Genomic DNA, 25,799 nt, shown 5'->3' with positions numbered 1-25,799 from the left:
TTCACTTCCCAATTCAAACAACGTGGAGTGACTATGGAACCTGTAAATATTCCATCCTATATCGATGACCCGCCGCACTTCCTGCTTTGGAGTGCCGATGAGATGGCTCCCATTCTGTTGGGGCTAGTGATCGGCATTTTTACCGGTAATGCCTTGGTTTTATGCCTGTTGGGGTTGGTAACAACCAAGCTCTATCGGCGTTTTCGTGATGGTCGCCCAGATGGTTTTATTCTTCACGCCATCTACTGGGCCGGACTGTTGCCAACCAAAGCCAAGACGATCCCTAACCCATTTATCAGGAGCTATCTGCCGTGAAGTTCGACGTGTTTTTAAAATCATGGCAAGGCACGCAATTAGAGAACCGATGGCAACGGTTCCTGATTGCGGTGCTGGTGCTATCTAACTTGCTACTTGCGGTAGCGGCATTTTCTCGCAATACCGTGGTAGCCATTCAACCGCCAACCTTGTCTGAAACGGCTGAAGTGTCACGAAACCAGGCTACTCAGCCTTACTTGGAATCTTGGGGGCTCTACCTGGCTGAGCTTATGGGCAACGTGACGCCGGGTAATGTGTCTTTTATCCGGGTTGCCATTGAGCCGCTACTTTCTCCAGCGGTGTACCAGCAAGTGGTCGATGCACTGGAGATTCAGGCAAGACAGATCCGTGAAGACCGAGTCACGCTCAAATTCCAACCCAGACAAGTGGAGTATGAGTATGAAACCGGCCATGTCTTTGTGACCGGTTATTCCTTGGTCTCTGGACCATCTGGAGATGAACAGCGCCAAACTCGCACTTATGAGTTTGACATCGATATTGAGCAATACCGTCCAAAGCTCAGTTGGATGGATACGTATGAGGGGCAAGCTAGAACGAAGCGTGTTCGTGAAAAGTTGACCCAAGAGCAAAACCGGAGGGTGAATGATGCGAACCAAAATTAGTCGATGGATGACACCAAGCTTAATCGCAATCAGCTTGAGTGGCGTCCTGTTATCTCAAGCGTCGTATGCAGACGTGGAATTGCCGATTGTGCCAGCCAGTGTGATGAAGCAGTCTGCTACAGCAAATCCACCTGTTCAAACCAATACGGTTTCAACGGATGTGCCAACAACGTTACTGATGACACCGGGGGTTAATGAACTGATCCCTGTAGCTCTTGGGCATCTGAATCGGATTGTGACGCCGTTTGAATCGCCTCAGGTGAGAACAACCAGTGATGCTCAGACGCAAATCAAGGGGAATGTTGTATATGTGGCCACGGACAAAGAATCACCGGTTTCACTTTACATCACTCCGCCTGGTCAGGAAGCGCCCGCGTTATCTGTCACCTTAGTACCTCGTCGTATTCCACCGCGTGAAGTCACCTTAGCCATTGATGGTCAGCAGTGGCCTATTAAGGGCGTCGTGAACCGAAAAGCCGCCACTTGGGAAACAGCTCAGCCATACGTCGATAACCTACGAGACTTACTCAGACGCCTTGCATTAAATGAGTTGCCACAAGGCTATGACATCCGTTTGGCTGGCCAAATTGACACAAGCCCAAAATGTTTTCAGCCAGGTTTAAAGTTTGGTTTTAAGCAGGGACAAATTGTGACGGGACATTACTTCACAGTCTATGTAGGACTGGTTGAAAGCTTTGCCGATGAGCCGATAGAAGCCAGTGAGATAGCCTGTCATGCACCAGATATAGTGGCAAGCGCCTACTGGCCTCGCAATATCTTGTTGCCGGGTGAAAAAACTGAGTTGTATGTGGTTGTTCGCAATCATCGTGAAGAAACGGTGGAAAGTCAGCGACCTTCGCTTCTTGTGGGAGGTGAATAACGATGAAAGCACAATGGGAACAAATGAGCCCGAACATGAAGCGGGGCCTATCGGTTACTGGTATTGCTGGTGGTCTCATCCTTATGGTGATGGTGTTTTCACCTAATCCTGACGATGGCTCAAGCAGTCGGAACCGGCAGGAAACGATCCGGCACATTCTTACGGATACCAATACTCGTGATGTTGGGGTCGATAGTTTGGCTGCGAACGTAAAACTACTCAGTGAGCGCAATGAACAGTTACGTCGTGAAGTTGAGCGCTTGCGTCGTGACGTCGATTCAGGACGGCTAAGCCCAGGTTCGCCTTCTATACCAAGTGAGGTCAATGCGGAGCTGGCCCGCCTTAGAGCGGAACTTGATGATGTTCGCGCAGGAGGTGATGCAGCAGTTGAAGGCACAAATAGCCGTTTTGAAGTGCCTTTATCTGCCATGGAATTGCCTAGAGACGAAAAGCCACTGCCGTCTAACCCAGACGACTATTTTGCCAATGCGCCGCTGCCTGATCCGCTCTATCAGCAGCCAGTCAATGGTCAAGGTACACGAGCTCGGGATGTTCCATTACCGCCACTCACGATTCGTATGATTGAGCCTGAGGTGGTTGTCGAACCAGACGTTGTTGTGCAAGAAGCGCCGCCTTTGTATTTACCGGCAGGAAGCATTATCTCGGGTACTTTGATCACGGGTTTGGATGCACCTACTCACGAGTCCGCAAGACGTGAACCTTTTCCTGCATTGCTGAGGATTCAAAAGGAAGCCATTTTACCCAACCGATTTAGAGCGGATATCAAAGAGTGTTTCTTGATCGCCGCAGGTTACGGTGATTTGAGCTCTGAGCGTGCTTATTTGCGAGGCGAGACCATTTCATGTGTGAGAGAAGATGGTGGCGTCATTGAAACACGACTGGATTCTTATGCCGTGGGTGAAGACGGCAAAGCCGGTATTCGTGGCCGATTAGTGTCGAAACAAGGCCAGCTGGTGGCCAAATCGATGATGGCCGGATTCCTTCAGGGCTTGGCAGGCGCATTTGATGTGAATCCTGTTCCGACGATTCAGACGGGTAATGCCGGTGATACTCAGCTGTACCAGCAAGTCATGAGCCAAGAAGCATTACAAGGCGCTGCGATTAAAGGCACCGGTAAAGCATTGGATCGAGTGGCCAAGTTCTATTTGGACATGGCTGAAAATATGTTCCCAGTCATAGAGGTAGACGCTGCAAGGAAAATTGAAGTAATCGTCACTCGTGGGGCCTCGTTATCGTTGGCCACTTCGCAAGGGGGAGGTGCAAGAAGATGAAAAAATCCTGCATGTTGCTAACCGATCGAAGTCCGTTTCAGACAATAAGATGTGTATCCAGAGGAGAGTTAACCATGACGACATCAATGCAGAACAACCCAAAGCACCAGTCAAAACAGTGGTCTAAAGCTGGATTACTTTTATTGGCAGTCGGCTCAACCTTATTGTCTGGCTGTAGTTCATTGGGTCTTGGGAGTAGTGAATATGGATGCCCAGGTATGCCTGACGGTGTGCGCTGTTTATCCGCTCGTGAAGTCTATGAGCTTACCAGTAATAGCGCTGCACCCAAGACGATTGATGCTGTGGCGACTCGAATTGGTTCTCCCTCTGGGTATTCACAATCTGATTTAGAGACAGGACTGCTGAGCCATCCAGCATTACCCGAGACGCAGCAATCTGCACCTATTCGCATTCCTTCAAGGGTGATGCGAATTTGGATTGCGCCTTGGGAGGATGACCGTGGAGATCTGAATTTATCCAGCTACGTGTTTACCGAAATTGAACCGCGCCGGTGGGATATTGGGGTGTCAGCACCTCGAACGGTTTCGCCTGTGCTACGTCCACTTCAGACTCAGAGCGATTCAACCTCAGCGGGAGCTGATGGTAAGCGCGATAACTTGAGTATCTACGGAGAAACTAACGAATGACAAATGCAGTTCGCACCATTCAAACTCAGCGCCTAATGACCATTGGTGCGCTTGGTTTGATGGCGTTAATGATTTCGGAGCCCTCATTTGCGGGCACCGGTGGTGATGCTTTCACTGATGTGTGGGATACCCTAAAAGATTGGACCCAAGGTACTTTGGGACGGATCGTAGCGGGAGCCATGGTTCTGGTGGGTATTGTGGGCGGTATCGCTCGCCAAAGCTTGATGGCTTTTGCCTTGGGCATTGGTGGCGGTATGGGTCTCTACAATACGCCAACCGTCGTTGAAAGTGTTATGTCTGCAACCTTACCTGTTGTTGCTAGCACTCAAGAAGTCATTGGCACAACAGTTCCAGCAATCAGCGCCGTTTTACTGGGCACCTGAATGTGAGCCACAGTAGGCAGTTCACTTAAGGTAATCAAACTAGGTCTACACAACATCGGGTTATTGATGATGTTGTGTAGACCTTTTCATTTCAACAACGCCGCATTAGCGGGTTTGGTTTACAGTATTTGGTATATTAATACCTAAGGTGTTAATATCACTGTCACAATAAACTATATGGTTTATACTGTTCGTGATATTCATACTTTGGGTGTTAAAATGTCATCTAAGATAAACTGGCTTGTTGCTCATACTTCTCCTGGTGCGCTAGTACTTCAGCAATGGCTGACTGAAAACGGTGTGAGCTATTCCTTGGCTCAAAAGTACGCGCAGAACGGTTGGCTAAAGAAGCTATGTTCTGGCGTGTATTATCGTCCAGATGCGCAGGGCGATATAAAGCCAACTTGGGTTGATGCCATTCAAGCATTAGATGTGCAATTGGGCGTTTCAGTTCATTTGGCTGGATTGAGCAGCTTAACTCACCAGGGACTGAGTCACTATTTACAGCTGAACAAAGAGCAAGTTTGGATTTGCGTTAAAAACAAGTCGTCCTTACCAAAATGGTTTCGTGAATTCCCTTATCAGAATTGGTTTTACTGTGGAAACCATAAGCTTGAAGTGAATCCCGAGAAAGATTTGAAAAGGATCACGGTTAAAGAGAAAGAACTCACTGTCAGCTGTGCAGAACTTGCTGCCTATGAAGTGGTAGACGGGATTGGGAAGCTGATTTCATTTGAGCATGTCGCAGAATTATTTCAGGGTTTAGTCAATCTTAGCCCTAGAAAAGTACAAGATATTCTTGAGCGAAGCAGCTCTGTTCAGGCAAACCGAATATTTCTATTTCTGGGTCGATACTACGATCACCAGTGGGTCAATCGCGTAGATGAAACAAGAATTAAATTGGGTGCAGGAAAGCGGCAGGTTGTCGAAAAAGGACGTTTTGATGAGCGATATCAAATCACAGTGCCAGAGATATTAAGCGTCAAAAAAGGTGAACAACATAATGGATAAAGATAGCCCATACTACAAACAGGTTTCTTTGCTCATAAGAATGCTGCCTGTGGTAGCAACAGAGACGGTTTTTGCACTTAAAGGTGGCACAGCCATTAATTTATTTGTGAGAGATTTTCCTCGGTTATCTGTAGATATTGATCTTGCTTATCTTCCACTTGAACCAAGAGATGAGGCTTTGATTAATGTCAGGGCTGCATTGCAGCGCATTACAGACAGAATCAATACTCAACCAGATATCAGAGCGGCATTTCAGGATAATAAAGCTGATGAACTGAGAATAGTTGTATCCAGTCCGGTTGCGACGATTAAAATTGAAGTGTCGCCCGTCGCCAGAGGTACATTGCAAAGTGCAGAAATAATGCCAGTTCAAGAGTCTGTTGAAGACGAGTTTGGTTATGCTGAGATTCAGGTAGTCAGTCTTCCCGATCTGTATGGTGGAAAATTGTGTGCTGCTATGGATCGCCAACATCCTCGCGACTTATTTGATGTGCGTATGTTACTTGGCAGTGAAGGGATTTCGAGAGAGATTTTGGTGGGTTTTTTAACCTATACATTAAGTCACCCTCGGCCTATTAATGAAGTCATGTCGCCAAACTGGCAGCCTCTAAATGAGAAATTTCAGGCAGAATTTGACGGAATGACTTTTGAAAAAGTTGAATGCGAAGACTTAGCCTCTGTTAGGCCCATGATGTTAATTGAACTGCAAAAACATTTCACAGAAAGGGATCATGCTTTCCTTATGTCATTCAAAAGAGGGCAACCTGACTGGGCATTGTTTGACTATCCTAATGCAGCAGACTTGCCAGCGATTCGTTGGAAGTTGCAGAACATTAACAAATTGGCAAAGAATCAAGCAAAACATCAAGAGCAATTAGATAAATTGAAGCAAGTGCTTGATGATTGGCTTGTTAACGCAAACGCCGAGTAATTCGTTTATAACAAACCTCAACGAGCTATAAGCCCCCTAGTTAGATTGCGATTTCTTCAATCTATCTAACCGAGTCCACATAGGACAACTGCATAGACTGGAGCCTCGATTTACATTAACGAGGACTCCTCATGCGAAAACTATCTCCAATTATTCTGGCGCTTGCGCTTTCTCCTTTGGTTCAAGCTGAACCTGTGTCTGAAGTGTCGCCCGTTGGCAAAATTGACGGCATGGTTTCTTTACCTGTCACGGGTATGAAAGCGGTCGAAAGCAATGGCCGTATTGTTTTCATGTCAGACAGTGGCCGGTTCGTCATTGATGGCACGCTCTATGATGCCTGGTCGAAAAAGCCGCTTACCAGCCTTGAAGAAATTCGTGAAGCGGGGAACACGCTGGACTTAAGTCGTCTTGGCTTAAAAATGGATGATTTGAATCCACTGACGCTGGGTGAAGGCAAAAAGAAAGTGGTGGTCTTTGTTGATCCACGATGCCCGCACTGCCATGAGCTTTTGAAGCAAGCCTTACCGTTAACCAAAGAATACACCTTCCAAATACTCCCTGTGCCAGTGCTTGGTCCTGATTCAGAGCGTCAGGTTCGCCAGCTTGGCTGTGCGCGTGACAAAAAAGCGGCCACCGATGCATTGCTCAATGGTCGAATTAGTAACTTAGAGCAGGATGATGCCTGCAACTTAGAGCCAATGCAGCGTACCTTGGTGACGGCTCAAATCCTGGGCATTCAAGGTGTACCTTTCATTGTCGCCAATGATGGTCGCATCAGCCGAGGCCGTCCTTATGACCTTTCTGCTTGGTTGGAGGGGCGTTAATGAAAGCCTCTCTGTATTCAGGGCAACGCGCTTCAGAGCTCTTGCCAGTATTGGCCTATTCAGACGATGAGCAACTGTTTTTCATGGAAGACCAGAGTGTTGGCTTTGGTTTTCTATGTGACCCATTGCCGGGTGGTGATGAGTCTGTTGCAGACAGGGTTAATGTTCTACTCAACAACGACTGGCCAAAAGACACTTTGCTGCAATTTGGCCTGTACGCCTCGCCTGATATTCAAACCGACCTTCAGCGCATGATGGGCTTACGCCATCGTCAATCCGATCCATTGCTCAGGGCATCGATACGCAAACGTGCGGACTTCCTCGATGGGGGCACGGTTCGACCGATAGAAGAATCGACCCAGACTCAGGTACGCAACTTTCAACTGATCGTCACCTGCAAATTGCCTTTGGAAAGTCCTATACCGACGGAGCGTGAGTTGAGTCGAGCATCCGCGCTTCGGGCTTCTTTCTCGCAAGCGCTGGCAACGGTTGGTTTTCGTGTTACTGAGATGACCGACCGAAATTGGCTCGCAGCATTAAGTGCTCAGCTTAACTGGGGAAAAGATGCTTCCTGGCGCAATCCATCACCAATCCGCAGTGAGGCAGATAAACCACTTCGAGAGCAAGTGTTGGATTATGACCGAGCTATCAAGGTGGATAGCCAAGGTCTGATGCTGGGCGATTACCGAATTAAAACCTTATCGTTTAAGCGCTTGCCTGAGCGGATCTGGTTTGGTCATGCCGCAAGTTTTGCGGGCGATATGATGACGGGTAGTCGCGGTTTACGCGGAAGCTTTTTGCTGAATGTCACCATTCACTTTCCTTCAGCTGAGGCGATGCGATCTCGTCTAGAGACGAAGCGTCAATGGGCGGTCAATCAGGCCTATGGCCCGATGCTCAAGTTTGTGCCGGTGCTTGCAGCCAAGAAAAAGGGGTTTGATGTTCTTTTTGAAGCTTTGCAAGAAGGTGATCGTCCTATTCGGGCAAATATGACCTTAACGCTGTTTTCCCCGACGGAAGAGGCGTCCATCAGCTCTGTTTCAAATGCTCGAACCTATTTCAAAGAGCTCGGATTTGAGCTGATGGAAGACAAGTACTTCTGTTTGCCCATTTTCCTGAATGCCTTGCCATTTGGTGCTGACCGCCAGGCGATGAACGACTTGTTTCGATTCAAGACCATGGCGACACGACATGTGATCCCACTGTTGCCTTTGTTTGCAGATTGGAAAGGCACGGGCACGCCAGTGATTAACTTTGTTTCCCGCAATGGCCAGATCATGAGTGTGTCCCTTTATGACTCGGGCAGTAATTACAACTGTTGCATCGCGGCGCAATCGGGATCGGGCAAGTCATTCCTGGTGAACGAAATCATCTCCTCCTACTTATCTGAAGGCGGGCAATGCTGGGTAATTGATGTTGGCCGCTCTTATGAAAAGCTGTGTGAAGTCTATGATGGTGAGTTCTTACAGTTCGGGCGGGACAGTGGCATTTGCTTAAACCCGTTTGAAATCGTTGAGGACTATGACGAAGAAGCGGATGTACTGGTTGGGTTATTGGCCGCAATGGCCGCACCTACGCAGTCATTAACCGATTTTCAGATGGCCAACCTAAAGCGTCAGACCCGTGAACTGTGGGAGAAAAAAGGTCGTGCCATGTTGGTTGATGATGTGGCAGAGGCCTTGAAAAATCACGAAGACCGACGTGTGCAAGACGTGGGTGAGCAGCTCTATCCGTTTACGACACAGGGCGAATATGGCCGCTTCTTTAATGGTCACAACAATATTCGCTTCAAAAACCGTTTCACCGTTCTGGAGTTAGAAGAGCTCAAGGGGCGCAAGCACCTGCAACAAGTGGTGTTGCTTCAGCTTATCTACCAAATCCAACAAGAGATGTACTTAGGTGAGCGGGATCGTCGCAAGATTGTGTTCATTGACGAAGCCTGGGATCTGCTGACTCAAGGTGATGTCGGTAAGTTCATCGAGACGGGTTACCGTCGATTTCGAAAATATGGCGGCAGTGCTGTAACGGTAACGCAGTCGGTCAACGATTTGTATGACAGCCCAACAGGTAAAGCCATCGCTGAAAACTCGGCCAATATGTACCTGCTTGGCCAAAAAGCTGAAACCATCAACGCGCTCAAAAAAGAAGGCCGCTTGCCACTAGGTGAAGGCGGTTATGAGTACCTAAAAACGGTTCATACCGTCACGGGTGTCTATTCCGAAATTTTCTTTATTACCGAAATGGGCACCGGGATTGGCCGCCTCATTGTCGATCCGTTTCACAAGCTGTTGTACTCGTCCCGTGCAGAAGATGTAAACGCGATTAAACAGTTAACGCGCAAAGGCCTTTCTGTTGCTGATGCCATCTCTCAGTTGTTGAAGGAGCGAGGCTTTGACTGCTCCCCTCCCTAAAGGAAGGGGATTCTTGTTTCAAGGCGTTATGCCCGAAGTTCATTAGAACAATCGGGACTTACTTACGCTCCACAAGCTAACACCGCTTGCCCAGCGGCTTTGATATTAATAGCGGCATTGGTATCACGGTCTAAGCGCGCTTCACACGCTGGACAAGTCCAATGCCTTATATGTAACGGTAGAGAATCAACTACGTGACCACAGCAATTACAACGCTTACTAGACGGATACCACTTGTCAATCTGGACAAGTGTTCTGCCGCGCCATTCTGCTTTGTACTCAAGCTGCCTAACCATTTCGCCCCAATTGGCGTCACCAATGGCCTTAGCAAGTCGCGGATTCTTGACCATGTTTTTAACGCTCAAACTCTCACAGCTAATCACTTGGTTTTCGTTTATCAACGTAGTGGTGAGTTTGTGGGTAAAGTCGCGGCGGCAGTCGGCAATCTTCGCCTGAATGCGAGCAACTTTGATTCTGGCTTTGTGGAAGTTGGCAGTTCCTTTCTTCTTCTTGGAAAGGCGGCGTTGCGCCTGAGCCAATTTCTTCTCGTACTTTGCAGTATGGCGGGGATTGCCAGATTTAAACCCGTCAGCGGTAATCACAAGGTCGGTCAAACCCAAATCAATACCCGTTGTCTTTTTGGTAACAGGCAGTGGTTTAGGCTCGAAGCGGCAAAGCATAGACACGAAGTAGCGGCCTGCACTGTCTTTCGAGATAGTGACGGTAGTTGGTTCGCTAGGAAGTTCACGCGACCAGCGAATATCAAGCGGCTGTTTGGACTTGGCAATGTAGATATTGCCATCTTTGAACTTAAACGCCGACTTCGTGAATTCTGCGCTTTGCTTGCTGCGCTTCTTCTTAAAGGCTGGATACTTCGCCCTTCCTTCAAAGAAGTTCTTAAACGCAGTTTGTTGATGGCGCAAAGATTGTTGGAGCGGTACACACGACACGCTGTTAAGCCATTCAAACTCAGTTTGCTTCTTGAGTTCGGTCAGCTTAGAGCTTGCCGTGTTGTAGTTAACCTTTTTGCTTTCGTTGTAGAAAGCGTCGGTACGCCATTTAAGGATCGCGTTATAAACGAAACGCACACAGCCGAAAGTCTGCGCAAGCAATTGAGCCTGTTCAGTCGTTGGGTAAAAGCGTTGTTTAATAGCGATCTCTTTCATAGTTCACAAGAATACAGTTGTTTTTGTGAAAGTAAATATTAACATTAACCAATCGGGTAGTTTTTGCTCCTTCGGAGCAACCGCTATCCCTCCTCGCCCTAGAAGGACGGGGTTTCTCGCGGGATTTAGATGAATAAGACCACGCTTTGGCCATTTATGGCCTCTATTACTTTGTCTATTGCTGGTAGCGGTTTAATGACCAGCTGGCTTTTAATGAAAACACTCGAACCCATCCACAGCCAGTTGGCGTTAAGTACGCCCATTGCAGTCGTGGATTTTGGGGATGCGGTGTTGTCACTGGGTCCTAATGCCAGCGAACAAGACATCGAATCCAGGTTGCTTCAGACCAATCAGCAAATTGAAAAGTTAAAAGCAGCCGGTTTTATCGTGCTGGATGCCCAAGCGGTGGTTGGCGCTGATGATTCTGTTTTCGTGCCAGTAGGCTCAAAGGAGGTGTCTCATGCAGATACTCCGTAAAAGAATGCCTTGGCGGCCATATCTCATCCGGCTGACCATTCTTGCGTTAATCATGGCCTTGGTAGGCACCTATGCCATGATGCGCTACCGAATAGGTATTGATACCCAGCAAGAGCGCTGCCTTCCTGATACCACGGTATATCTGATTGACTTATGGAATAAAGAGCCCGTTAAGGATGGTCTGTATGCCTTCCACTCAAAAGGACTCGCTCCGTTATATAACGACGGTACTCGGATGCTGAAACGCCTAACAGGGATGCCAGGGGATGAAGTCAAGGTGACGCCTGAGCATGTGCTGGTGAACGGTGCTGAAGTCTCTACCGGCATGGCATTAGCCCAGCGTCTTGGTGTGGCTGAAACAGAATTTAGCCGTTCATTGATGCTGCAAGAAAACGAATATTGGTTTTCCGGCGAGGCCGCAACGAGTTTCGACTCCCGCTATTGGAATGCCGTTAAGCGCGAGCAGATTGTCGGTCGCGCTTGGCCGCTTTGGTAGGAGGTGGAAGATGAGAAGACTATACCTCTTATTTTTGTTGGTTGCGCCATTGGCTTGGGTTCAAGTGTCCTGGGCACAAGAGCCTTATCCGTTGTCTGACGAGGACAAAAAGATCGTCGAAATGAGCCGCAGCATTTTACAAAGTGCTGTGGATGGTTCATCTGAATTTATCGAGCCTTTTTCACCGATTGAACAACCTGCGTCGCTCAAAAACAACGATGAATGGTTGATATTTGCGTCGTCCTCACTGGGAGATTCCTCACTGAAGCAGCTATTTAAAGAGGCCAGTGCTACCGGCGCTATTGTGTTGTTTCGGGGAATTCCTGAAGGAAAGAACTTGGGGGCGGCTATCCGTGATTGGCATACGCTGATGGTGGGACTTGATCCTGTTCCTCAGGTTCGAATCGATCCGAAAGCCTTTGTGCACTGGCGGGTGACTAGCGTGCCTGCCATTTTCCGCATAGAAGATGACAAGGTGACTGCAAGTGCACTAGGGGTTTACAGCAAGGACTGGTTGCAGCGTCAAATTGAAACAGGCAATACCGGTTCATTGGGTCAACGTGGTCCGATTCATTCGATTTTAGAACCGGATTTGATGCTAGTAGCGATGCAGCGTTTACAGTCGATTGATCTGGGCGCATTAAAGAAAAAAGCCATTGAGCGTTTCTGGTCTCGCCAAACATTTACTGAGTTACCCAAAGCCACGCAGTATCGGATAAGAACGGTTGATCCAACCATCGTCTTGCAGCGGCCACTATTGGATGCCAATGGCCGAACATTGATCCCAGCAGGAACGCGTATTAACCCGCTCAAAGCCTTGCCATTTACTCAGCAGCTCGTGGTGTTTAATGCGTCGGACGCTGAAGAAGTAGACGCAGTTGCGCATTGGCTTGAGACGCAAGATAGGACACTGCGCCGCATTACGCTTATCACCACGCAGCTCGACCGTGCGCAAGGCTGGAATCGCCTCAATGCGCTCGAAAAGACATTGGACAGTCCGGTTTACCTTCTCAATGTCTCGCTAAAGCAGCGCTTTGATCTGCAAGTCACCCCATCGTTTGTTCAAGCAAAGGGACTCGCGTTTGAAATAGAAGAAATTCCAGCAAAGGAGCTTGTTCATGAAAAAGCTCAATAATACGTATCGTCTGATCCGGACTCTCGTTGTCATGCTTGTCCTGGGCGCATCTATTCCTGCAAAAGCCGAATTGACCTGCCCAGACGCGGGGTTATTGTCCGGCAAGTTGCTGACGGATGTTTGCTGGTCATGCATTTTTCCTATCCGGGTTGCCGGTCTTCCTCTTGGCTCTGGCAGTGTCCCAAGCGGCGCATCAAACAAGTCATTTTGCTTATGTGAAGACAACTTAGGTGTGCCAAGGCCAGGTATTGTTACCAGCATGTGGGAGCCTGCGCGTTTGATTGAACTGGTCAGAACGCCAGGTTGTTCGCCTTCCCTGGGAGGGATTCGTTTACCGTTAGGTGATAGACGACTGCAAGGTGGTCATGGCGAGGGTGAATATGACACCGGTGATCTCGCTTTCTACCATTACCATTATTACGCCTTTCCGCTTTTGGTCATGCTCGATTTGTTCATGGATGGCAATTGCAATGCCGATGGTTACATGGACTTTGACTTGATGTATTTGTCGGAATTGGACCCAACATGGCTGAACGATGAACTGGCCTTTTTTACTCAGCCTGAAGCAGCTGCCGTTGCCAATCCATTGGCTATATCTGCTTGTACCGCTGACGCTGCTTCATCAACGCTTGGTAAACCCATCGACCAGTTGTTTTGGTGTGCTGGCAGTTGGGGCCATCTCTATCCCTTATCTGGCCACACCTTAGCCTTTGGCTCATTAGCAGAAAACACCAGCCATTTAGCAGCGCGAGCAATCGCGGCTCAACACAGGCGTGGTCTTGCAAGGCGAACAATGGGGAACAGTGCGTTATGCCGACCTGTTATCGAACCCATGCTGCCGAAATCCCAATACAAGATGAGTATGTTCTTCCCTGTACCGGAAACTGAAAGTGCGCATGTCATCGGTGAAAGCACCATGAAATGGGGAGAGTGGCGAATGATCCCCGGTGCCGGTGAAGATGCGCTCTACATTTTGTGGCGCTGGCAAGACTGCTGTAACTCGGGAGGTTAACCATGAAACCAACACTTTTTACCCGAGTTTTAGCGGGTATTTTATCAATCACTATGGCGTGCTTGCCCTTACATGGTGTGGCCGCTGATGTGCAGCGCCAATCCGGCCTAAGCGGACAACAAGAAGGTAAGCAATTGCTGCAAAACTGGACGATGCCCGCACTCAATGGCAATACATTGTCGGTGCCGAATGGCAGTGGTAATGAGTCCATTAACTTGCAAGAGCTTTTCCCTGGTATGGATCAGGGCTCATTAGATGTCTTAACGGGCGTTTATGGCTCTGATGCCAGCATGAATAAATTGGGGACGCAGCGCCAAGAGAGCATGGCATCCGAAAATGGCGCTACGGGTGAGGCGTTTCGCTCGCTACAGCAAATCAAAGACAGGTCTCGGCCAGATATGGTCAATGATCCGCTTTGGGCATTAACTGATGCGGTTCAAACTGACCCCAATCTATTAACCCAAAGCTTCCCAGGCTGTGAGTCTCAAGGTGAAGGTAGCCCAAATTACCAGCAATGCGACAGGCTCAATACAGCGGTTAACAGCTGCACTATTACTCACGATTACACGGCAGGCATTATTGAGCATGTTTCAGGGCCGATGAACCTTCGCTCTTGTGGTGAGGGATGTCTTGAAGTTTGGATTGGACGAATAGGCGACAACTACTGGAGTGGTAGTTGTAAAGTGTTCGAACAGGCCATCACACTCAAAGTCGTGAACCCCGATGCGATTACCTCAGCCGTTCTTGAGTACGCAAAATGGGATGACTACATGCAAGTGTGGCTTGGCGATCAGAAAGTCTGGTCTGGGCCGAACAATAATTTTCCACCAGAGACGGCAGGTCGCTGCGAGCTCAGTACCAGTTGGGAGCGCAATCCTAATACCGATCTCACAGCCAGGCTAAAAGCGGTAGAACCAGGTTTAGAAGTGCCAGTCAAAATTCGCGTATCGGTAACGGGTAGTGGTGAGGGGTATGCACGCATCAAGGTGCGCTTTGATCCAACCAAGGTGGTGATGAATGATAGTTGGTCACCACAATCCTGTATCGAACAAGCAGCGGATATCCCGACGAAGTTTTCAGACTACAGCATTCAATGCACGGATCAGCCTTCTTCAACCAACGGATGTACGGTGGTCAATGGTGTTTCAGTTTGTGAATCCTATTTTGCCCCAAGCCCAGTGGCTGGCATATCGCCTTTGTGTCGGCGTGTACAAGTTAGTGTGGATGATGAAAGCTATAAGGGGATTGAAAATCAGGCCTGCCAAGTGCTTGAAGCGAATCCTTCCTGTGGATTCATGTCGTCAGAATGTGCCGAGACCAATGATAAAGGTGAATGCATTCGTTTTACCGATACCTATGACTGTGGATTGCAAACCAGCGATCCAAAGTGTGTGGTATCCAATCTTATGCCGAGTAGTTTTGAGGCCTGTGAGCCTACTCAGACGATCACGCCATTTACTGAAACCAAGCATGTACCCGATTACCAGGTGTGCGAGAAGATCAGCACGCTTACTCAGTGTCAGTTAGAACGACGTGTATCCGTTGAAACCCATCAAAAAAGCTGGTCCATTGAGCGCGGTTGCTTTAGCTCTGAAACGCTCAGCTTTGTTCCACAGCACAGCAGCACTATGCAAACTGGAAACGCGACGCTGAGGATTTTTGATAATCAAAATACTGAGATACAAATCACCGAGTCGCCATCGAAGGCAAATGGTTGGAAAACGACACTCTCATTGACGGGCAACAAGGAGACGGTCACAGAGACGAAACCGTCCATTAAGTACCCTGAAATGACCTGTCCAAAAGGAACCTTGGTTGGCTCATTGTGCAAGGTCGTTAATGGGTCGATTATTTCGTGGCATGAACCTCAGGAAGTCACTCGTTCCAGATGTGAATCCGGCTGGAATAAAGTCGATTTCGATACTTGCAGCCGAGAAGTCCAGAAGTGTTTGGTTCCTGCGAAACTGAGAGCTTCATTGACCTTCTCCGGCAAGTACTTAGAGCAAGACGTTGTTCATCAATCAAGTGATCCGGGCATAGACCAATGCTTGATGCAAACGGATCAGTTCACTGCGGTGCAGTGGCAGTGTTTGGATACGGGCACAAAACGAATTGAAGGGTTAACGGTTGGTAGTGGCGAGTTGGCCAATCTTGGAAGCCTTTATCCGGCGGTTGTTTCGTCTCCTGCTCATTTAACCAGTCGCGGCAGCTCTGATGGACTGGGGCTCTCATGCTGGAGGGCAAGAGCGACCTACAATGCTTCGACTGCTCATCCAGAGTTCAACATGGGCAGCTCAGATAGCTGGGTAGATTCCAATGGTAATACACAAACCATCGTCAATAACGGACAAAATACGACCACCAATACGTGTGCCGCGCTAGAGCAAAACCCTGCCTGCCAGTATGTCAGAACCGAATGCACTGAAGGCGGGGCTGGTCATGAAGGCTTCTGTTATATCCAAAGTTTGGTGTATGACTGCGGACAAAGCGTTGAAGTGCAAAATGCTCGAATGGAAACTCAATACAACTGTGAGGGGCCAGTTCGCTGTATGGGTACAGATTGTTTAGAGCCAGAGTCAATCAAGCAGGCTAACTTTGCAGAAGCCGCTGCCATGCTTAATGCGGCGCAGTTTATGACCAATGATATGTCATGTACGGGCGCTGATGGCCAAGATAACGTCGAGTGTACGGTCTTTAAAGGTAATGCTGGCCAGTGCAAGAAAGCCGTTGGCGGCATAGTGGATTGCTGTGAAAAGCCAAGTGGCGTGTCGTTATCGGACTACATCACGATGATAGTGGCGGTTAACAAGCTTGATACGGCAGTCATGGCCATGAATCCTTCTTCGGCAATCTATGGTTCATGGAATACGCTCAGGGAGCCAATCACGAGCACTTGGAGTGCGGTCAAAGAGCCTTTTGTGTCAGCATGGGACTCTCTCATGGGAGCTGGGCCATCAACGGCTGCTGGCGCGGGAGCGGAGCAAGCTGCGACTGGCTTCATGCAGGTGTTGACCAACAAAACGGCTGAATGGGTAGGTACTACCTTTGGTTCGGGGGCGCAATCGGCACTGTTTAGTAACGTTGGTGGCGCGGTTGGAGCCGATGGTGTCGTTTCGGGCGGTAACTTTGCGCTGGGTGGCGCTGCTGGCGCGGTTCTGAGTACGGTTATGACGGCCTACATGATTTATTCAGTCACCATGATCCTCATTCAGCTTATCTGGAAATGTGAGCAGAGTGAGTTTGAAATGAACGCCAAGCGAGTATTGAAGAGTTGCCACTACGTAGGCTCTTACTGCAAGTCTAAGTTCTTAGGTGCCTGTGTTGAGAAACGGCAATCATATTGCTGCTTTACTTCGCCGCTTTCACGGATCATTCAGGAACAAGTGCGTCCGCAACTTGGTCTTGGCTGGGGCAGTGCCAAGTCACCAAACTGTGAAGGTTTGACCGCGAGTCAGTTAAACCAGGTAGATTGGAGCCAAGTCAATCTGGATGAATGGATAGGTATTTTGTCGATCACGGGCAACCTACCCGAAGTACCGTCACTGGATCTGGAAAGACTCACTGGCTCAGGAAGTACGCTAAACGTTGATGGAAACCGTCAAAGTGCAGCAGACAGAGCTATTGAACGGCTAAACGGCATGGATGCGCAGAAGCTTCGCCAGGAGGCAACGGAAGAAATTTCGGGAAATAATTGAGCACGTCCTTCTAAAATAGCTGCGCCAATAATGTTCCATATTGGTTACTTTAATGCGTTTTTCCGCTTTAAAGTAACCATTTTTGTACTTTGTGATCACAGATCGAACATATTTCAGCTAACGCGCTTTTGCCCCATTACGCGTTAACGTAAATACTCTAATGGCAGCTGTGGGGGCGAACAACGGACCTTGCTGCTAACCTCAAGGAAGCAAATCAATCCCAAACTGTTTCAGCAATAAAGAAAACAGCCAAAAGCAAATTACAGTTATTAATGAGCTGATGAGTAACGATAGCCAAAAACTGTAGCGTTGCATCAGCGTGGGGAAAATAAAAAACATTGGTAACGTCGGAAGAACATACCAAAAGGTGTACCAAGCATGATTGGCTATTTTCTCTGACGGCTGCTTTTCAACATATAACCAAATCATGGTTAAAATGGTGACTGTCGGTAATGCCACTATCAGTGCGCCTAGTTTATCACTTCGTTTTGCTAGCTCTGATGCAGCTACGATAACCATTGCGGTGATCAAATACTTAGTTATTAGCCAACCCATATAATACCCTTAAATCTAAAAACCGATTGCCTATCGGTTTTTGTTGTGACAATATAGCCAGCGAATTAAATAGAGTAAAGTGTTATGCAATTAGGTGAACTAGAAAAGTTAGTGCTTCAACATTTCTGGAATGTCAAAGAGGCGGATGCAAAGCAAGTACATAAAGTACTGGGGCTTGCGCGTGGTAATTCCTTAAATACCATTCAAAGTACGCTTGATAGGTTATTTAAAAAAGAATTACTTAAGCGCACTAAACAAGGCCATGCGTATTGTTATTCAGCCAGAGTAGATCGTGAAGGTTTAATTGCTCAGCTTATTTCAAATGTGACCAGTGACTTTGTTGAAGATGGTGAAAACAGCTTAATAGCCGCTTTTAGTTCCGCTTCAGCACAACTTAATGACGCACAACTCGATACATTAGAAAAAATGATCGAAAAACAACGCCAGTTAAGAAAGGAACAGGCTTAATTATGTTGGTTGGAGAGTTGGCAATCGCACTAAACTTGCTCAGTGTTGCAGTGCTTGCATTTGTGATCGGTATTGCAAGTGTCGCTGTCATATCTCGTTTTGTGTTGTTCAGGCTCAATCAAGTCAGTTTTAATAGTCAAAAATTTATAATGTGGTCTCTTGTTAGTGCGCCTTGGTGGATAGCACTTTCTTGCATCGGTTACTTTATGCCCTACTCGATAGGGCTTGATAAAATTTTTAAAATAAGCTGGTTCGAAGATTTTGCCCATTGGCACCATATCGATATTTTCAGCTTTTCAAGTTGGCACGCGTTAACATTGCTTTTGGCATTGATCTATTTAGCATGGCGCGTAGCAAAGACTATCTTAGCTAGGACCAAACAATCTATCGCATTATCGAGTTTGCTAAGCTTTACTGACGCACAAGATGCTAAGACGACTAATGGCAATCAATATTTCTTGATGCCTGTTAAAGTACCTGTTGCTTTTACTACAGGCTTTATATCGCCCAAGATCTACGTATCAACCGGACTACAAACCCAAGTTAGCGATGAACAACTTAATATCATCGTTAATCATGAGCTTGCCCATGTAACGGCAAGAGATCCGTTATTTAAAGTGCTCTTCACGGCACTAGCCAGCTTCTATCCATCTCGTATAAAACAAACCCTAATTGAGCAATATGTCTTAATGACGGAAAAGATAGCCGACAATGAGGTCACTAAAGAATACGACCACCTTGATATCGCACAGACATTGATTGATGTCGCTAGACTTCAAAAAGCACTTCCTACGGATTGCGATCAGGCGTCTGTTAGCTACTTCGGACATGATTACACGAGTCTTCGTGTTGAGGGGTTATTAAATCCAATTAATAAACCATCGCTTACCACTATCTTCATTACTCTAGCATTATTGGTAACTATGCCTGTATTTGCTGCATCCACGGTCGATAGTTTCCATCACTTTATCGAAACTTTTTTCATCCATTAATTAAGGATATGGAATGAGATTTAACCCATATAAAAACAAGCGTAATAGCAACGAAAAAAAACCGATTAGCTATCGGTTTTTGGCTGTTGGTATAGCTGTAACAACGGGAGTTGGTTTAGCAATACCAACACCCTCTTTGGCTAATTCGCAGTCCCAGCAGCAAATACAGTCATCACATCAGATTATTAATCTGAGCAAGGCTGTGACCATGACACTAGAAAGTCATCCCGAACTGAAAGCCTTGGTAGCTGAAGAAGCTGTGTGGCAAGGCAATATCGAGCAAGCTGCCATTGGAGAACGCCCTCAAATAGGTTTAATGATTGAGGATGCGTTAGGGACAGGTGAGCATAGTGCATTAAAAAGTATGCAATCGACACTCACTTACTCTTGGCTACTTCAACAAGATCAAATTGATGGCAGAGTTAATGCGGCAAAAAGCCAAGCAAGTGCAGTAATAGTAGAGCAAAAAATAAAAGCACTCGATCTTTCTGCGATTGTTGCAAAGCAGTTTGTTGAAATCTTGATAAAGCAAGAGCGCTTGAAATTAAATCAATTAGCAGTTTCTCAGGCACAGGAAGTGGTTGACGCGATTGCCAAAAGAGTAAAAGCGGGTAAAAGTTCCAATGTTGAAATGCGCTTGGCTCAAGCCGAGCTGGTTCGAAGAAATCTCGCTGTAGAAGATTTAGAGCACGAATTAAAAGCCAGTCATTATCAACTGTCATCCTTATGGGGCAAGCCTCAGGCTGAGCTTAAATTAACGGGGAATTTAATGCTTAAGCCGGAAATTCCCTCGGTAGAAAGCCAGCTAATCAAGCTTAAGCAAATCCCACAAATACAGCAGTTTGTTAATGAACAACGTATCGCTCAGTCTCAAATGGAGCTTGCACGCATTGAAGCAAAACCTCAGTGGCAACTCACTGCGGGATTGAGACGATATGAAGCGACAGATGACTTTGGTTTAGTGGCGGGTATCTCTATTCCTTGGGGGAATGCCAATAGAAATGCAGGAACAATAGCGGCCTTACGCGCAAAACAAGATGTACTGGCAACTCAGCAACAAGCCTTAATGCAGAAACTTGATGCACAGCTATATGTACTATTGCAAGAAATGGCGCATTCCCACCATGTCATTGAAACGATTCAAGCTGAAATTATTCCCGTACTAGAAACCGCATTGACTGAAGCAAGTCAGGCATTTGATATCGGCAAGCTTAGCTACAACCAGTGGAGTGACATCCGTAGAGAGCTACTTAGCGCCCAAAATCAGTTACTTGATGCCTATCAATCTTTGCACTTACAACATATTGAAATTCAACGTCTAACTGGCGTGTCCGTTAGTGATAGCGAGTAGAACCGTGAGCAAACTTATGAAAAATAAAAATATCCTGTCGTCACTGAGCTTGGCGATACTTATCTCATTAACAGGTGTCATCGCACCTAATGCTGTTGCATCATCAACACCAGCAACAGAGCAAGCTGAACCAGAGAAAGGTCCACACCGTGGGCGCATGTTACGAGATGGTGACTTTGCAATAGAGCTATCTATTTTTGAAACAGGTGTGCCACCAGAATTTCGAGTTTGGGCGACTAATGGTGGACAGCCAATAGACCCAAAGAAAGTCGATTTAAGCGTAAAATTAATTCGCTTAGGCGATGGTACTGATGATATTAACTTTAATGCCCAAGGTGATTTTCTTCGCGGTGATATGGTCATTTATGAGCCTCACTCTTTTGTTGTTGCCATTGAAGCCACTTATCAGGGTAAAAAGTACAATTGGCGATATGACAACTTCGAAGGTCGCACCACTATTGAACAGGCAGTTGCCGATGCAATGGAAATCAACACTGAAATTGCAGGCCCTGCGACCATTCATCAAACCATTCCCGCTTATGGCAAATTAAGTTTACCTGTGGACGCTAAGCGAAACATTGCTGCCCGTTTTGATGGTGAAATCACCAAGTTACATGTCAATTACGGTGAAACTGTTAAACAAGGCCAAACGCTGTTCACAGTAGAGAGTAATGAAAGTCTTAAACCCTACGTTATTAAAGCGCCCACTAACGGTGTTGTTACCCAGTTATTCGCAAACGCGGGTGAGCAAACGGGTGGTAGAACCTTACTGACCATTACTAATTTTAATCGCCATATTGCCAAATTAGCGGTTTATCCTTCGGATTATTCCAAGGTGAAACTGGAAACGCCAGTAACGTTAAATGTTGAAGGTCATGAGGAAACCCTAGCAGGTAAGGTGTCATTTATTGAGCCTAGCGTGAGAGATGATCAGGCAAGAATAGTTTGGGTCGAATTAGCTGATGGCCTCTTTTCTGAAGGCAGTTTTGTTAAAGCTGACATAGAAATTGCCACTATTGATGTGCCACTGGCAGTTAAACGTGTGGGCTTGCAAGGCTTTAGAGATTTTACTGTCGTTTACGCCAAAGTGGGTGAGCAGTATGAAGTTCGTATGCTTGAGTTAGGCCGCGCTGGAGGCGAATGGATTGAAGTATTAGGTGGCTTAAAAGCGGGAACCGAATACGTGACCGACAATAGCTACATCTTAAAAGCCGACATTGAAAAGTCTGGCGCATCACACGATCACTAGGAGTGTATAAATGTTGGAGTCAATTTTACGCTTTTCAATAAAGCGCAAATTCCTTGTGATGGTGATGGTATTAGCGGTTTCAGGTCTAGGTATTTGGAATTTTACCAAACTACCGATTGATGCAGTGCCCGATATCACCAATGTGCAGGTAATGATCAATACCGAAGCGGCTGGTTTTACTCCGTTAGAAGTTGAGCAAAGGGTAACCTTTCCGTTAGAGACCGCGTTGTCGGGTTTACCGGGGTTGACCTATACCCGCTCAGTTTCTCGTTATGGCCTATCTCAAGTGGTTGCAATATTCAGTGATGATACTGATGTCTATTTTGCCCGTCAGCTTGTTAATGAGCGTTTATCAGCGGCACGCGCTGAATTACCGCTGGGCTTAGAGCCTCAACTTGGGCCAATTGCGACAGGTCTTGGTGAAATATTCATGTTCACCGTTGATGCTGAGCCTGATGCTACACATGCTGATGGCACGCCTATTACACCAACGGATTTACGAACCGTACATGACTGGACAATAAGACCACAGTTAATGCGGGTGCCGGGTGTAGTAGAAGTGAACCCGATAGGCGGATTTGAGCGTGAAATATTAGTCGCTTTCAAACCTGAAAAGTTACTTGCTTTTGGGCTGTCACAAGCCGATGTGGTTGATGCAATTTCGCAAAACAACCAAAACCAAGGTGCAGGCTTTATTGAGCAAAATGGCGCACAGTGGTTGTTAAGGCTGCCCGGTCAGGTTACTGATATGACTGCCATTGGTAATATTCCGCTTAAGTCGCTTGATGGTTCATCAATTTTTATAAAAGACGTAGCCGATATTGAAAACGGCAAAGGGCTAAGAACTGGTGCTGCTACACAAAATGGTCGTGAAGTGGTAATGAGTACGGTGTTCATGCTTATTGGTGAAAACAGCCGCACCGTTGCCCATGCCGTGGGAGAAAAGCTCAAAGAAATTAACGCCACTTTACCAGAAGGGATTGTCGCAACCGCTGTTTATGATCGCACTAAATTAGTTGATAAAACCCTGCAAACGGTTCAGCTTAACCTGACCGAAGGGGCGGTTCTGGTTATCGTTGTACTTTTTGTCTTGTTAGGGAATTTCCGAGCCGCATTCTTAACTGCCTTAGTGATCCCTTTTGCCATGTTGATGACAGTGACAGGTATGGTACAAACTCGCGTGAGTGCAAACCTGATGAGTTTAGGCGCGTTAGATTTTGGCTTGTTAGTCGATGGTGCCATTATCATTGTAGAAAATTGTCTTCGCAGGCTAAGTCAAGCAGGAAACAATCCTCTGCCGCTAAAAGAACGCATGGAAGTCGTTTTCGAAGCAACAAAAGAAGTCATACGCCCAGCTTTATTTGGCGTGTTTATTATCACCGCTGTTTACTTACCAATTTTTGCCTTAGAAGGCGTTGAAGGCAAAATGTTCCACCCGATGGCGATCACCGTGGTTATCGCGTTACTTAGCGCTATGGTGTTATCGGTTACCTTTGTACCCGCTATGGTTGCCTTGTTATTTAAAAAGCCCGTGAAAGAAAAACATAGCCCAATAATTCGTGGTGCTGCTGTTCTTTACAAGCCCGCTTTGAGCTATGTATTAAAAGCCCGCTGGTTAGTTGTTGTAGTCGCAACAGTATTAGTTGGCTTTACAGGTTATCAGGCAACTAAGTTAGGCAGTGAATTTGCGCCTAATTTGGATGAAGGTGATATTGCCATGCACGCGCTGCGAATTCCGGGTACGTCATTGTCTCAAGCAATCGCGCTTCAGGAATCTTTAGAAGATAAAATTAAACAAATGCCAGAAGTTGAACGCGTCTTTGCCAAAATAGGCACAGCCGATGTTGCAACGGATGCCGTGCCGCCAAGTGTCGCTGATAACTTTATTATCTTGAAACCTCGCGAGTTATGGCCTGATCCTGACAAAACTAAAGTACAAATTGTAGAAGAGCTGGCCGCGCTAGTAGAGCCAATTCCGGGTAACCGCTATGAGTTCTTGCAGCCAATACAAATGCGTTTCAACGAATTGTTAGCTGGGGTCAGAGCTGAACTTGCGATAAAAGTGTTTGGTGATGACTTTGATACGTTGACCACGTTAGGCGACGAGATAGAGGGTGCAATCTCGCAGGTTGAAGGTGCCGTAGATATACAAGTTGAGCAAACTACTGGCTTACCAATGCTTAGTCTTGTGCCAAATCGTGAAAAACTGATGCAGTTTGGTATTAGCATCAGCCAAGTACAGTCTCAAGTGGCAACGGCTATGGGCGGTACAATCGCAGGTAAGTTTTATCAAGGCGATGTCCGTTCTGATATTGTAGTGCGTCTTGCAGAGTCTAAGCGTAATGATATCGATTCATTACCTTATTTACCGATAACTTTGGCTGATGGACATTCAGTACCGCTTAAAGAATTAGTTGATATTGAGTTGATATCTGGTGCAAACCAAATTAACCGTGAAAATGGTAAACGGAGAGTGGTGGTAACTGCCAATGTTCGCGGAAGAGACTTAGGAAGTTTCGTTGGTGATATTAAAACGGTTATTGAAGAAAACGTAGAAGTTCCAGCAGGCTACTGGGTGGAATATGGCGGCACTTATCAAAAACTGCAATCCGCTTCAGAGCGCCTGAGTATTGTTGTACCTGTCACTTTAATCATGATTGTTGGTTTGTTAATCCTCGCACTTAACTCATTTAAAGATGCCATGATCATCTTTACGGGGGTTCCGCTCGCATTAACAGGTGGTATTGCTGCACTGTTACTACGAGATATTCCGTTCTCAATTTCGGCAGCGGTTGGCTTTATTGCCTTATCGGGCATAGCCATTCTAAATGGTTTGGTTATGGTGTCGTTTATTAGGGAGCTGCGCAAAGATGGGCTGGCACTTGATAAAGCAATCTTTGATGGTGCGCTGACGCGTCTTAGACCTGTGCTAACAACGGCACTCGTTGCATCATTAGGTTTTATTCCTATGGCGCTAAATACGGGCATAGGCTCAGAGGTTCAGCGGCCTCTAGCAACAGTGGTCATTGGCGGCATTATTTCGTCAACGATTTTGACCCTGTTTGTCATTCCTGCCTTGTATAGAATTTTACATAAAGAAAAGGAGTCTATTTTGACTGATGTTGAAGTATTGGAGTCACAAGATGCCAAGTAACATGATTAAAGTACTGACCTATCTGACGATTGCGCTGTTAGCGCTTATCAGTGTTGAAGCTTTGGCTCACGGAGTTGATGACAAAACCAGAGCGTTTTTAGAGCAAAATACGGGTGTTCAGTTTATTCCATTCTTATACATAGGCGCTAAGCATATGATAACGGGCTATGACCATTTGTTGTTTTTAGTCGGTGTTATCTTCTTCTTATATCGCAGCCGTGACGTACTTTTGTACGTCACTATGTTTACTATCGGACATAGCACAACATTGCTATTTGGCGTGTTAAGCGATATTCAAGTTAATGCTTATTTAATTGATGCCATTATTGGTTTCTCGGTAATTTACAAAGGCTTTGATAATTTGGGCGGCTTTAAGCGTTGCTTTAATTGGCAACCTAATACTCAATGGACAGTGCTGATTTTTGGTTTGTTTCATGGCTTTGGTTTAGCAACCAAGTTACAAGAATTCAGCCTTCCGGATGATGGCTTAGTGACCAATTTAATTGCGTTTAATATTGGTGTCGAGCTTGGTCAATTTGCGGCACTTGCACTGATACTTATTTTGATAAATGCGTGGCGAAAATTACCGTCATTCCAACGATTTTCAACAATTACCAATGGCGCATTAATGAGCGCTGGTGTGATGTTGATGGGCTATCAACTTACAGGTTATTTCGTTATTTAATTGATTCAATCAATAGAAATACGCGACAAATTAGAGAAAACAAAAAG

At 46.6% G+C, this 25,799-nt stretch carries 23 protein-coding genes; 21 read left to right on the top strand and 2 right to left on the bottom strand.

Going from position 1 to position 25,799, the window contains the following annotated elements; translation table 11 throughout:
* Window positions 1-33 precede the first annotated feature (33 nt).
* The 10 genes from traL (at window position 34) to traC (ending at window position 9,317) form a co-directional block, all read left to right on the top strand.
* Window positions 34-315 carry a type IV conjugative transfer system protein TraL gene (gene traL, locus ACOQOE_RS16260; protein ID WP_000433889.1) on the top strand — a complete coding sequence of 94 codons (282 nt, stop codon included), beginning with the start codon at window positions 34-36 and terminating at the stop codon, window positions 313-315.
* Window positions 312-938, top strand: a complete 627-nt coding sequence (locus ACOQOE_RS16255; protein WP_000667170.1) for a TraE/TraK family type IV conjugative transfer system protein — start codon at window positions 312-314, stop codon at window positions 936-938. Before traL ends, ACOQOE_RS16255 begins: the two co-directional genes overlap by 4 nt.
* Window positions 919-1,818: a hypothetical protein gene (locus tag ACOQOE_RS16250; protein WP_420554475.1), complete on the top strand. Its 900-nt coding sequence runs from the start codon at window positions 919-921 to the stop codon at window positions 1,816-1,818. The genes ACOQOE_RS16255 and ACOQOE_RS16250 overlap by 20 nt, the downstream gene beginning before the upstream one ends.
* Window positions 1,819-1,820: 2 nt before the next feature.
* Complete coding sequence (locus ACOQOE_RS16245) at window positions 1,821-3,110, top strand: TraB/VirB10 family protein (protein ID WP_420554474.1); 1,290 nt, start codon at window positions 1,821-1,823, stop codon at window positions 3,108-3,110.
* A gap of 74 nt (window positions 3,111-3,184) precedes the next feature.
* Window positions 3,185-3,757 (top strand): type IV conjugative transfer system lipoprotein TraV, encoded by a 573-nt coding sequence (traV, locus tag ACOQOE_RS16240; protein WP_420554473.1) that lies wholly within the window; start codon window positions 3,185-3,187, stop codon window positions 3,755-3,757.
* The gene (gene traA, locus ACOQOE_RS16235; RefSeq protein WP_000180225.1) at window positions 3,754-4,140 is read left to right on the top strand and encodes a TraA family conjugative transfer protein; all 387 of its coding nucleotides are present in this window, start codon (window positions 3,754-3,756) and stop codon (window positions 4,138-4,140) included. The genes traV and traA overlap by 4 nt, the downstream gene beginning before the upstream one ends.
* Before the next feature lie 219 nt (window positions 4,141-4,359).
* Window positions 4,360-5,151: a type IV toxin-antitoxin system AbiEi family antitoxin gene (locus ACOQOE_RS16230; RefSeq protein ID WP_420554472.1), complete on the top strand. Its 792-nt coding sequence runs from the start codon at window positions 4,360-4,362 to the stop codon at window positions 5,149-5,151.
* On the top strand, window positions 5,144-6,082 hold the full coding sequence (locus tag ACOQOE_RS16225; protein WP_420554471.1) for a nucleotidyl transferase AbiEii/AbiGii toxin family protein: 939 nt from the start codon (window positions 5,144-5,146) through the stop codon (window positions 6,080-6,082). The genes ACOQOE_RS16230 and ACOQOE_RS16225 overlap by 8 nt, the downstream gene beginning before the upstream one ends.
* A 131-nt stretch (window positions 6,083-6,213) precedes the next feature.
* Complete coding sequence (locus ACOQOE_RS16220) at window positions 6,214-6,906, top strand: DsbC family protein (RefSeq protein WP_031500474.1); 693 nt, start codon at window positions 6,214-6,216, stop codon at window positions 6,904-6,906.
* Window positions 6,906-9,317, top strand: a complete 2,412-nt coding sequence (traC, locus tag ACOQOE_RS16215) for a type IV secretion system protein TraC (protein ID WP_420554470.1) — start codon at window positions 6,906-6,908, stop codon at window positions 9,315-9,317. Before ACOQOE_RS16220 ends, traC begins: the two co-directional genes overlap by 1 nt.
* Window positions 9,318-9,379: 62 nt before the next feature.
* Here traC and ACOQOE_RS16210 read toward each other — a convergent pair whose 3' ends face one another.
* A complete protein-coding gene (locus tag ACOQOE_RS16210) occupies window positions 9,380-10,483 on the bottom strand; it encodes an RNA-guided endonuclease InsQ/TnpB family protein (protein ID WP_032479266.1) in 1,104 nt (367 codons plus the stop codon).
* A gap of 129 nt (window positions 10,484-10,612) precedes the next feature.
* On the opposite strand from ACOQOE_RS16210, the gene ACOQOE_RS16205 reads away from it, so the two are divergent.
* Genes ACOQOE_RS16205 through traN form a run of 5 tightly spaced genes read left to right on the top strand, consistent with a single transcriptional unit; the run spans window position 10,613 to window position 17,298 of the window.
* A complete protein-coding gene (locus ACOQOE_RS16205; protein ID WP_008305502.1) occupies window positions 10,613-10,960 on the top strand; it encodes a hypothetical protein in 348 nt (115 codons plus the stop codon).
* Window positions 10,944-11,456 carry a S26 family signal peptidase gene (locus tag ACOQOE_RS16200; RefSeq protein ID WP_420554469.1) on the top strand — a complete coding sequence of 171 codons (513 nt, stop codon included), beginning with the start codon at window positions 10,944-10,946 and terminating at the stop codon, window positions 11,454-11,456. The genes ACOQOE_RS16205 and ACOQOE_RS16200 overlap by 17 nt, the downstream gene beginning before the upstream one ends.
* A gap of 10 nt (window positions 11,457-11,466) precedes the next feature.
* Window positions 11,467-12,591 (top strand): TrbC family F-type conjugative pilus assembly protein, encoded by a 1,125-nt coding sequence (locus tag ACOQOE_RS16195; RefSeq protein ID WP_420554468.1) that lies wholly within the window; start codon window positions 11,467-11,469, stop codon window positions 12,589-12,591.
* The gene (locus ACOQOE_RS16190; RefSeq protein ID WP_420554467.1) at window positions 12,575-13,603 is read left to right on the top strand and encodes a TraU family protein; all 1,029 of its coding nucleotides are present in this window, start codon (window positions 12,575-12,577) and stop codon (window positions 13,601-13,603) included. Before ACOQOE_RS16195 ends, ACOQOE_RS16190 begins: the two co-directional genes overlap by 17 nt.
* Window positions 13,604-13,605: 2 nt before the next feature.
* On the top strand, window positions 13,606-17,298 hold the full coding sequence (gene traN / locus ACOQOE_RS16185) for a conjugal transfer protein TraN (protein WP_420554466.1): 3,693 nt from the start codon (window positions 13,606-13,608) through the stop codon (window positions 17,296-17,298).
* Between the two features lie 201 nt (window positions 17,299-17,499).
* On the opposite strand, the gene ACOQOE_RS16180 is transcribed toward traN, so the two are convergent.
* Window positions 17,500-17,853, bottom strand: coding sequence for a DUF3147 family protein (locus ACOQOE_RS16180; RefSeq protein WP_064663794.1), 354 nt, complete (start codon window positions 17,851-17,853; stop codon window positions 17,500-17,502).
* An 84-nt stretch (window positions 17,854-17,937) separates the two neighbouring features.
* On the opposite strand from ACOQOE_RS16180, the gene ACOQOE_RS16175 reads away from it, so the two are divergent.
* The 6 genes from ACOQOE_RS16175 to ACOQOE_RS16150 are packed head-to-tail and all read left to right on the top strand — an operon-like array spanning window position 17,938 to window position 25,752.
* On the top strand, window positions 17,938-18,321 hold the full coding sequence (locus tag ACOQOE_RS16175; RefSeq protein WP_064663795.1) for a BlaI/MecI/CopY family transcriptional regulator: 384 nt from the start codon (window positions 17,938-17,940) through the stop codon (window positions 18,319-18,321).
* A 2-nt stretch (window positions 18,322-18,323) separates the two neighbouring features.
* Entirely contained in the window at window positions 18,324-19,313 is a 990-nt protein-coding gene (locus ACOQOE_RS16170) for a M56 family metallopeptidase (RefSeq protein WP_064663796.1), read from the top strand.
* 13 nt (window positions 19,314-19,326) lie between these two features.
* The gene (locus ACOQOE_RS16165) at window positions 19,327-20,664 is read left to right on the top strand and encodes a TolC family protein (protein WP_064663797.1); all 1,338 of its coding nucleotides are present in this window, start codon (window positions 19,327-19,329) and stop codon (window positions 20,662-20,664) included.
* Window positions 20,665-20,680: 16 nt separating this feature from the next.
* Window positions 20,681-21,913, top strand: coding sequence for an efflux RND transporter periplasmic adaptor subunit (locus tag ACOQOE_RS16160; protein ID WP_064663798.1), 1,233 nt, complete (start codon window positions 20,681-20,683; stop codon window positions 21,911-21,913).
* Between the two features lie 10 nt (window positions 21,914-21,923).
* A complete protein-coding gene (locus tag ACOQOE_RS16155) occupies window positions 21,924-25,067 on the top strand; it encodes an efflux RND transporter permease subunit (RefSeq protein ID WP_064663799.1) in 3,144 nt (1,047 codons plus the stop codon).
* Entirely contained in the window at window positions 25,057-25,752 is a 696-nt protein-coding gene (locus ACOQOE_RS16150; protein WP_064663800.1) for a HupE/UreJ family protein, read from the top strand. Before ACOQOE_RS16155 ends, ACOQOE_RS16150 begins: the two co-directional genes overlap by 11 nt.
* Window positions 25,753-25,799: the final 47 nt, after the last annotated feature.

The organism is Neptuniibacter marinus, from assembly GCF_965223595.1.
Lineage (GTDB): Bacteria > Pseudomonadota > Gammaproteobacteria > Pseudomonadales > Balneatricaceae > Neptuniibacter > Neptuniibacter marinus.
Note: the sequence above shows the minus strand (reverse complement) of the source record. Positions and strands in the feature narration are given on the sequence as shown.

Bases quoted from the DNA above. Each gene is read 5' to 3' on its own strand.
- traL (WP_000433889.1), top strand. From the start codon at position 34: ATGGAACCTGTAAATATTCCATCCTATATCGATGACCCGCCGCACTTC.
- ACOQOE_RS16250 (WP_420554475.1), top strand. From the start codon at position 919: ATGATGCGAACCAAAATTAGTCGATGGATGACACCAAGCTTAATCGCA.
- ACOQOE_RS16245 (WP_420554474.1), top strand. From the start codon at position 1,821: ATGAAAGCACAATGGGAACAAATGAGCCCGAACATGAAGCGGGGCCTA.
- traV (WP_420554473.1), top strand. From the start codon at position 3,185: ATGACGACATCAATGCAGAACAACCCAAAGCACCAGTCAAAACAGTGG.
- traA (WP_000180225.1), top strand. From the start codon at position 3,754: ATGACAAATGCAGTTCGCACCATTCAAACTCAGCGCCTAATGACCATT.
- ACOQOE_RS16230 (WP_420554472.1), top strand. From the start codon at position 4,360: ATGTCATCTAAGATAAACTGGCTTGTTGCTCATACTTCTCCTGGTGCG.
- ACOQOE_RS16225 (WP_420554471.1), top strand. From the start codon at position 5,144: ATGGATAAAGATAGCCCATACTACAAACAGGTTTCTTTGCTCATAAGA.
- ACOQOE_RS16220 (WP_031500474.1), top strand. From the start codon at position 6,214: ATGCGAAAACTATCTCCAATTATTCTGGCGCTTGCGCTTTCTCCTTTG.
- traC (WP_420554470.1), top strand. From the start codon at position 6,906: ATGAAAGCCTCTCTGTATTCAGGGCAACGCGCTTCAGAGCTCTTGCCA.
- ACOQOE_RS16210 (WP_032479266.1), bottom strand. From the start codon at position 10,483: ATGAAAGAGATCGCTATTAAACAACGCTTTTACCCAACGACTGAACAG.
- ACOQOE_RS16205 (WP_008305502.1), top strand. From the start codon at position 10,613: ATGAATAAGACCACGCTTTGGCCATTTATGGCCTCTATTACTTTGTCT.
- ACOQOE_RS16200 (WP_420554469.1), top strand. From the start codon at position 10,944: ATGCAGATACTCCGTAAAAGAATGCCTTGGCGGCCATATCTCATCCGG.
- ACOQOE_RS16195 (WP_420554468.1), top strand. From the start codon at position 11,467: ATGAGAAGACTATACCTCTTATTTTTGTTGGTTGCGCCATTGGCTTGG.
- ACOQOE_RS16190 (WP_420554467.1), top strand. From the start codon at position 12,575: ATGAAAAAGCTCAATAATACGTATCGTCTGATCCGGACTCTCGTTGTC.
- traN (WP_420554466.1), top strand. From the start codon at position 13,606: ATGAAACCAACACTTTTTACCCGAGTTTTAGCGGGTATTTTATCAATC.
- ACOQOE_RS16180 (WP_064663794.1), bottom strand. From the start codon at position 17,853: ATGGGTTGGCTAATAACTAAGTATTTGATCACCGCAATGGTTATCGTA.
- ACOQOE_RS16175 (WP_064663795.1), top strand. From the start codon at position 17,938: ATGCAATTAGGTGAACTAGAAAAGTTAGTGCTTCAACATTTCTGGAAT.
- ACOQOE_RS16170 (WP_064663796.1), top strand. From the start codon at position 18,324: ATGTTGGTTGGAGAGTTGGCAATCGCACTAAACTTGCTCAGTGTTGCA.
- ACOQOE_RS16165 (WP_064663797.1), top strand. From the start codon at position 19,327: ATGAGATTTAACCCATATAAAAACAAGCGTAATAGCAACGAAAAAAAA.
- ACOQOE_RS16160 (WP_064663798.1), top strand. From the start codon at position 20,681: ATGAAAAATAAAAATATCCTGTCGTCACTGAGCTTGGCGATACTTATC.
- ACOQOE_RS16155 (WP_064663799.1), top strand. From the start codon at position 21,924: ATGTTGGAGTCAATTTTACGCTTTTCAATAAAGCGCAAATTCCTTGTG.
- ACOQOE_RS16150 (WP_064663800.1), top strand. From the start codon at position 25,057: ATGCCAAGTAACATGATTAAAGTACTGACCTATCTGACGATTGCGCTG.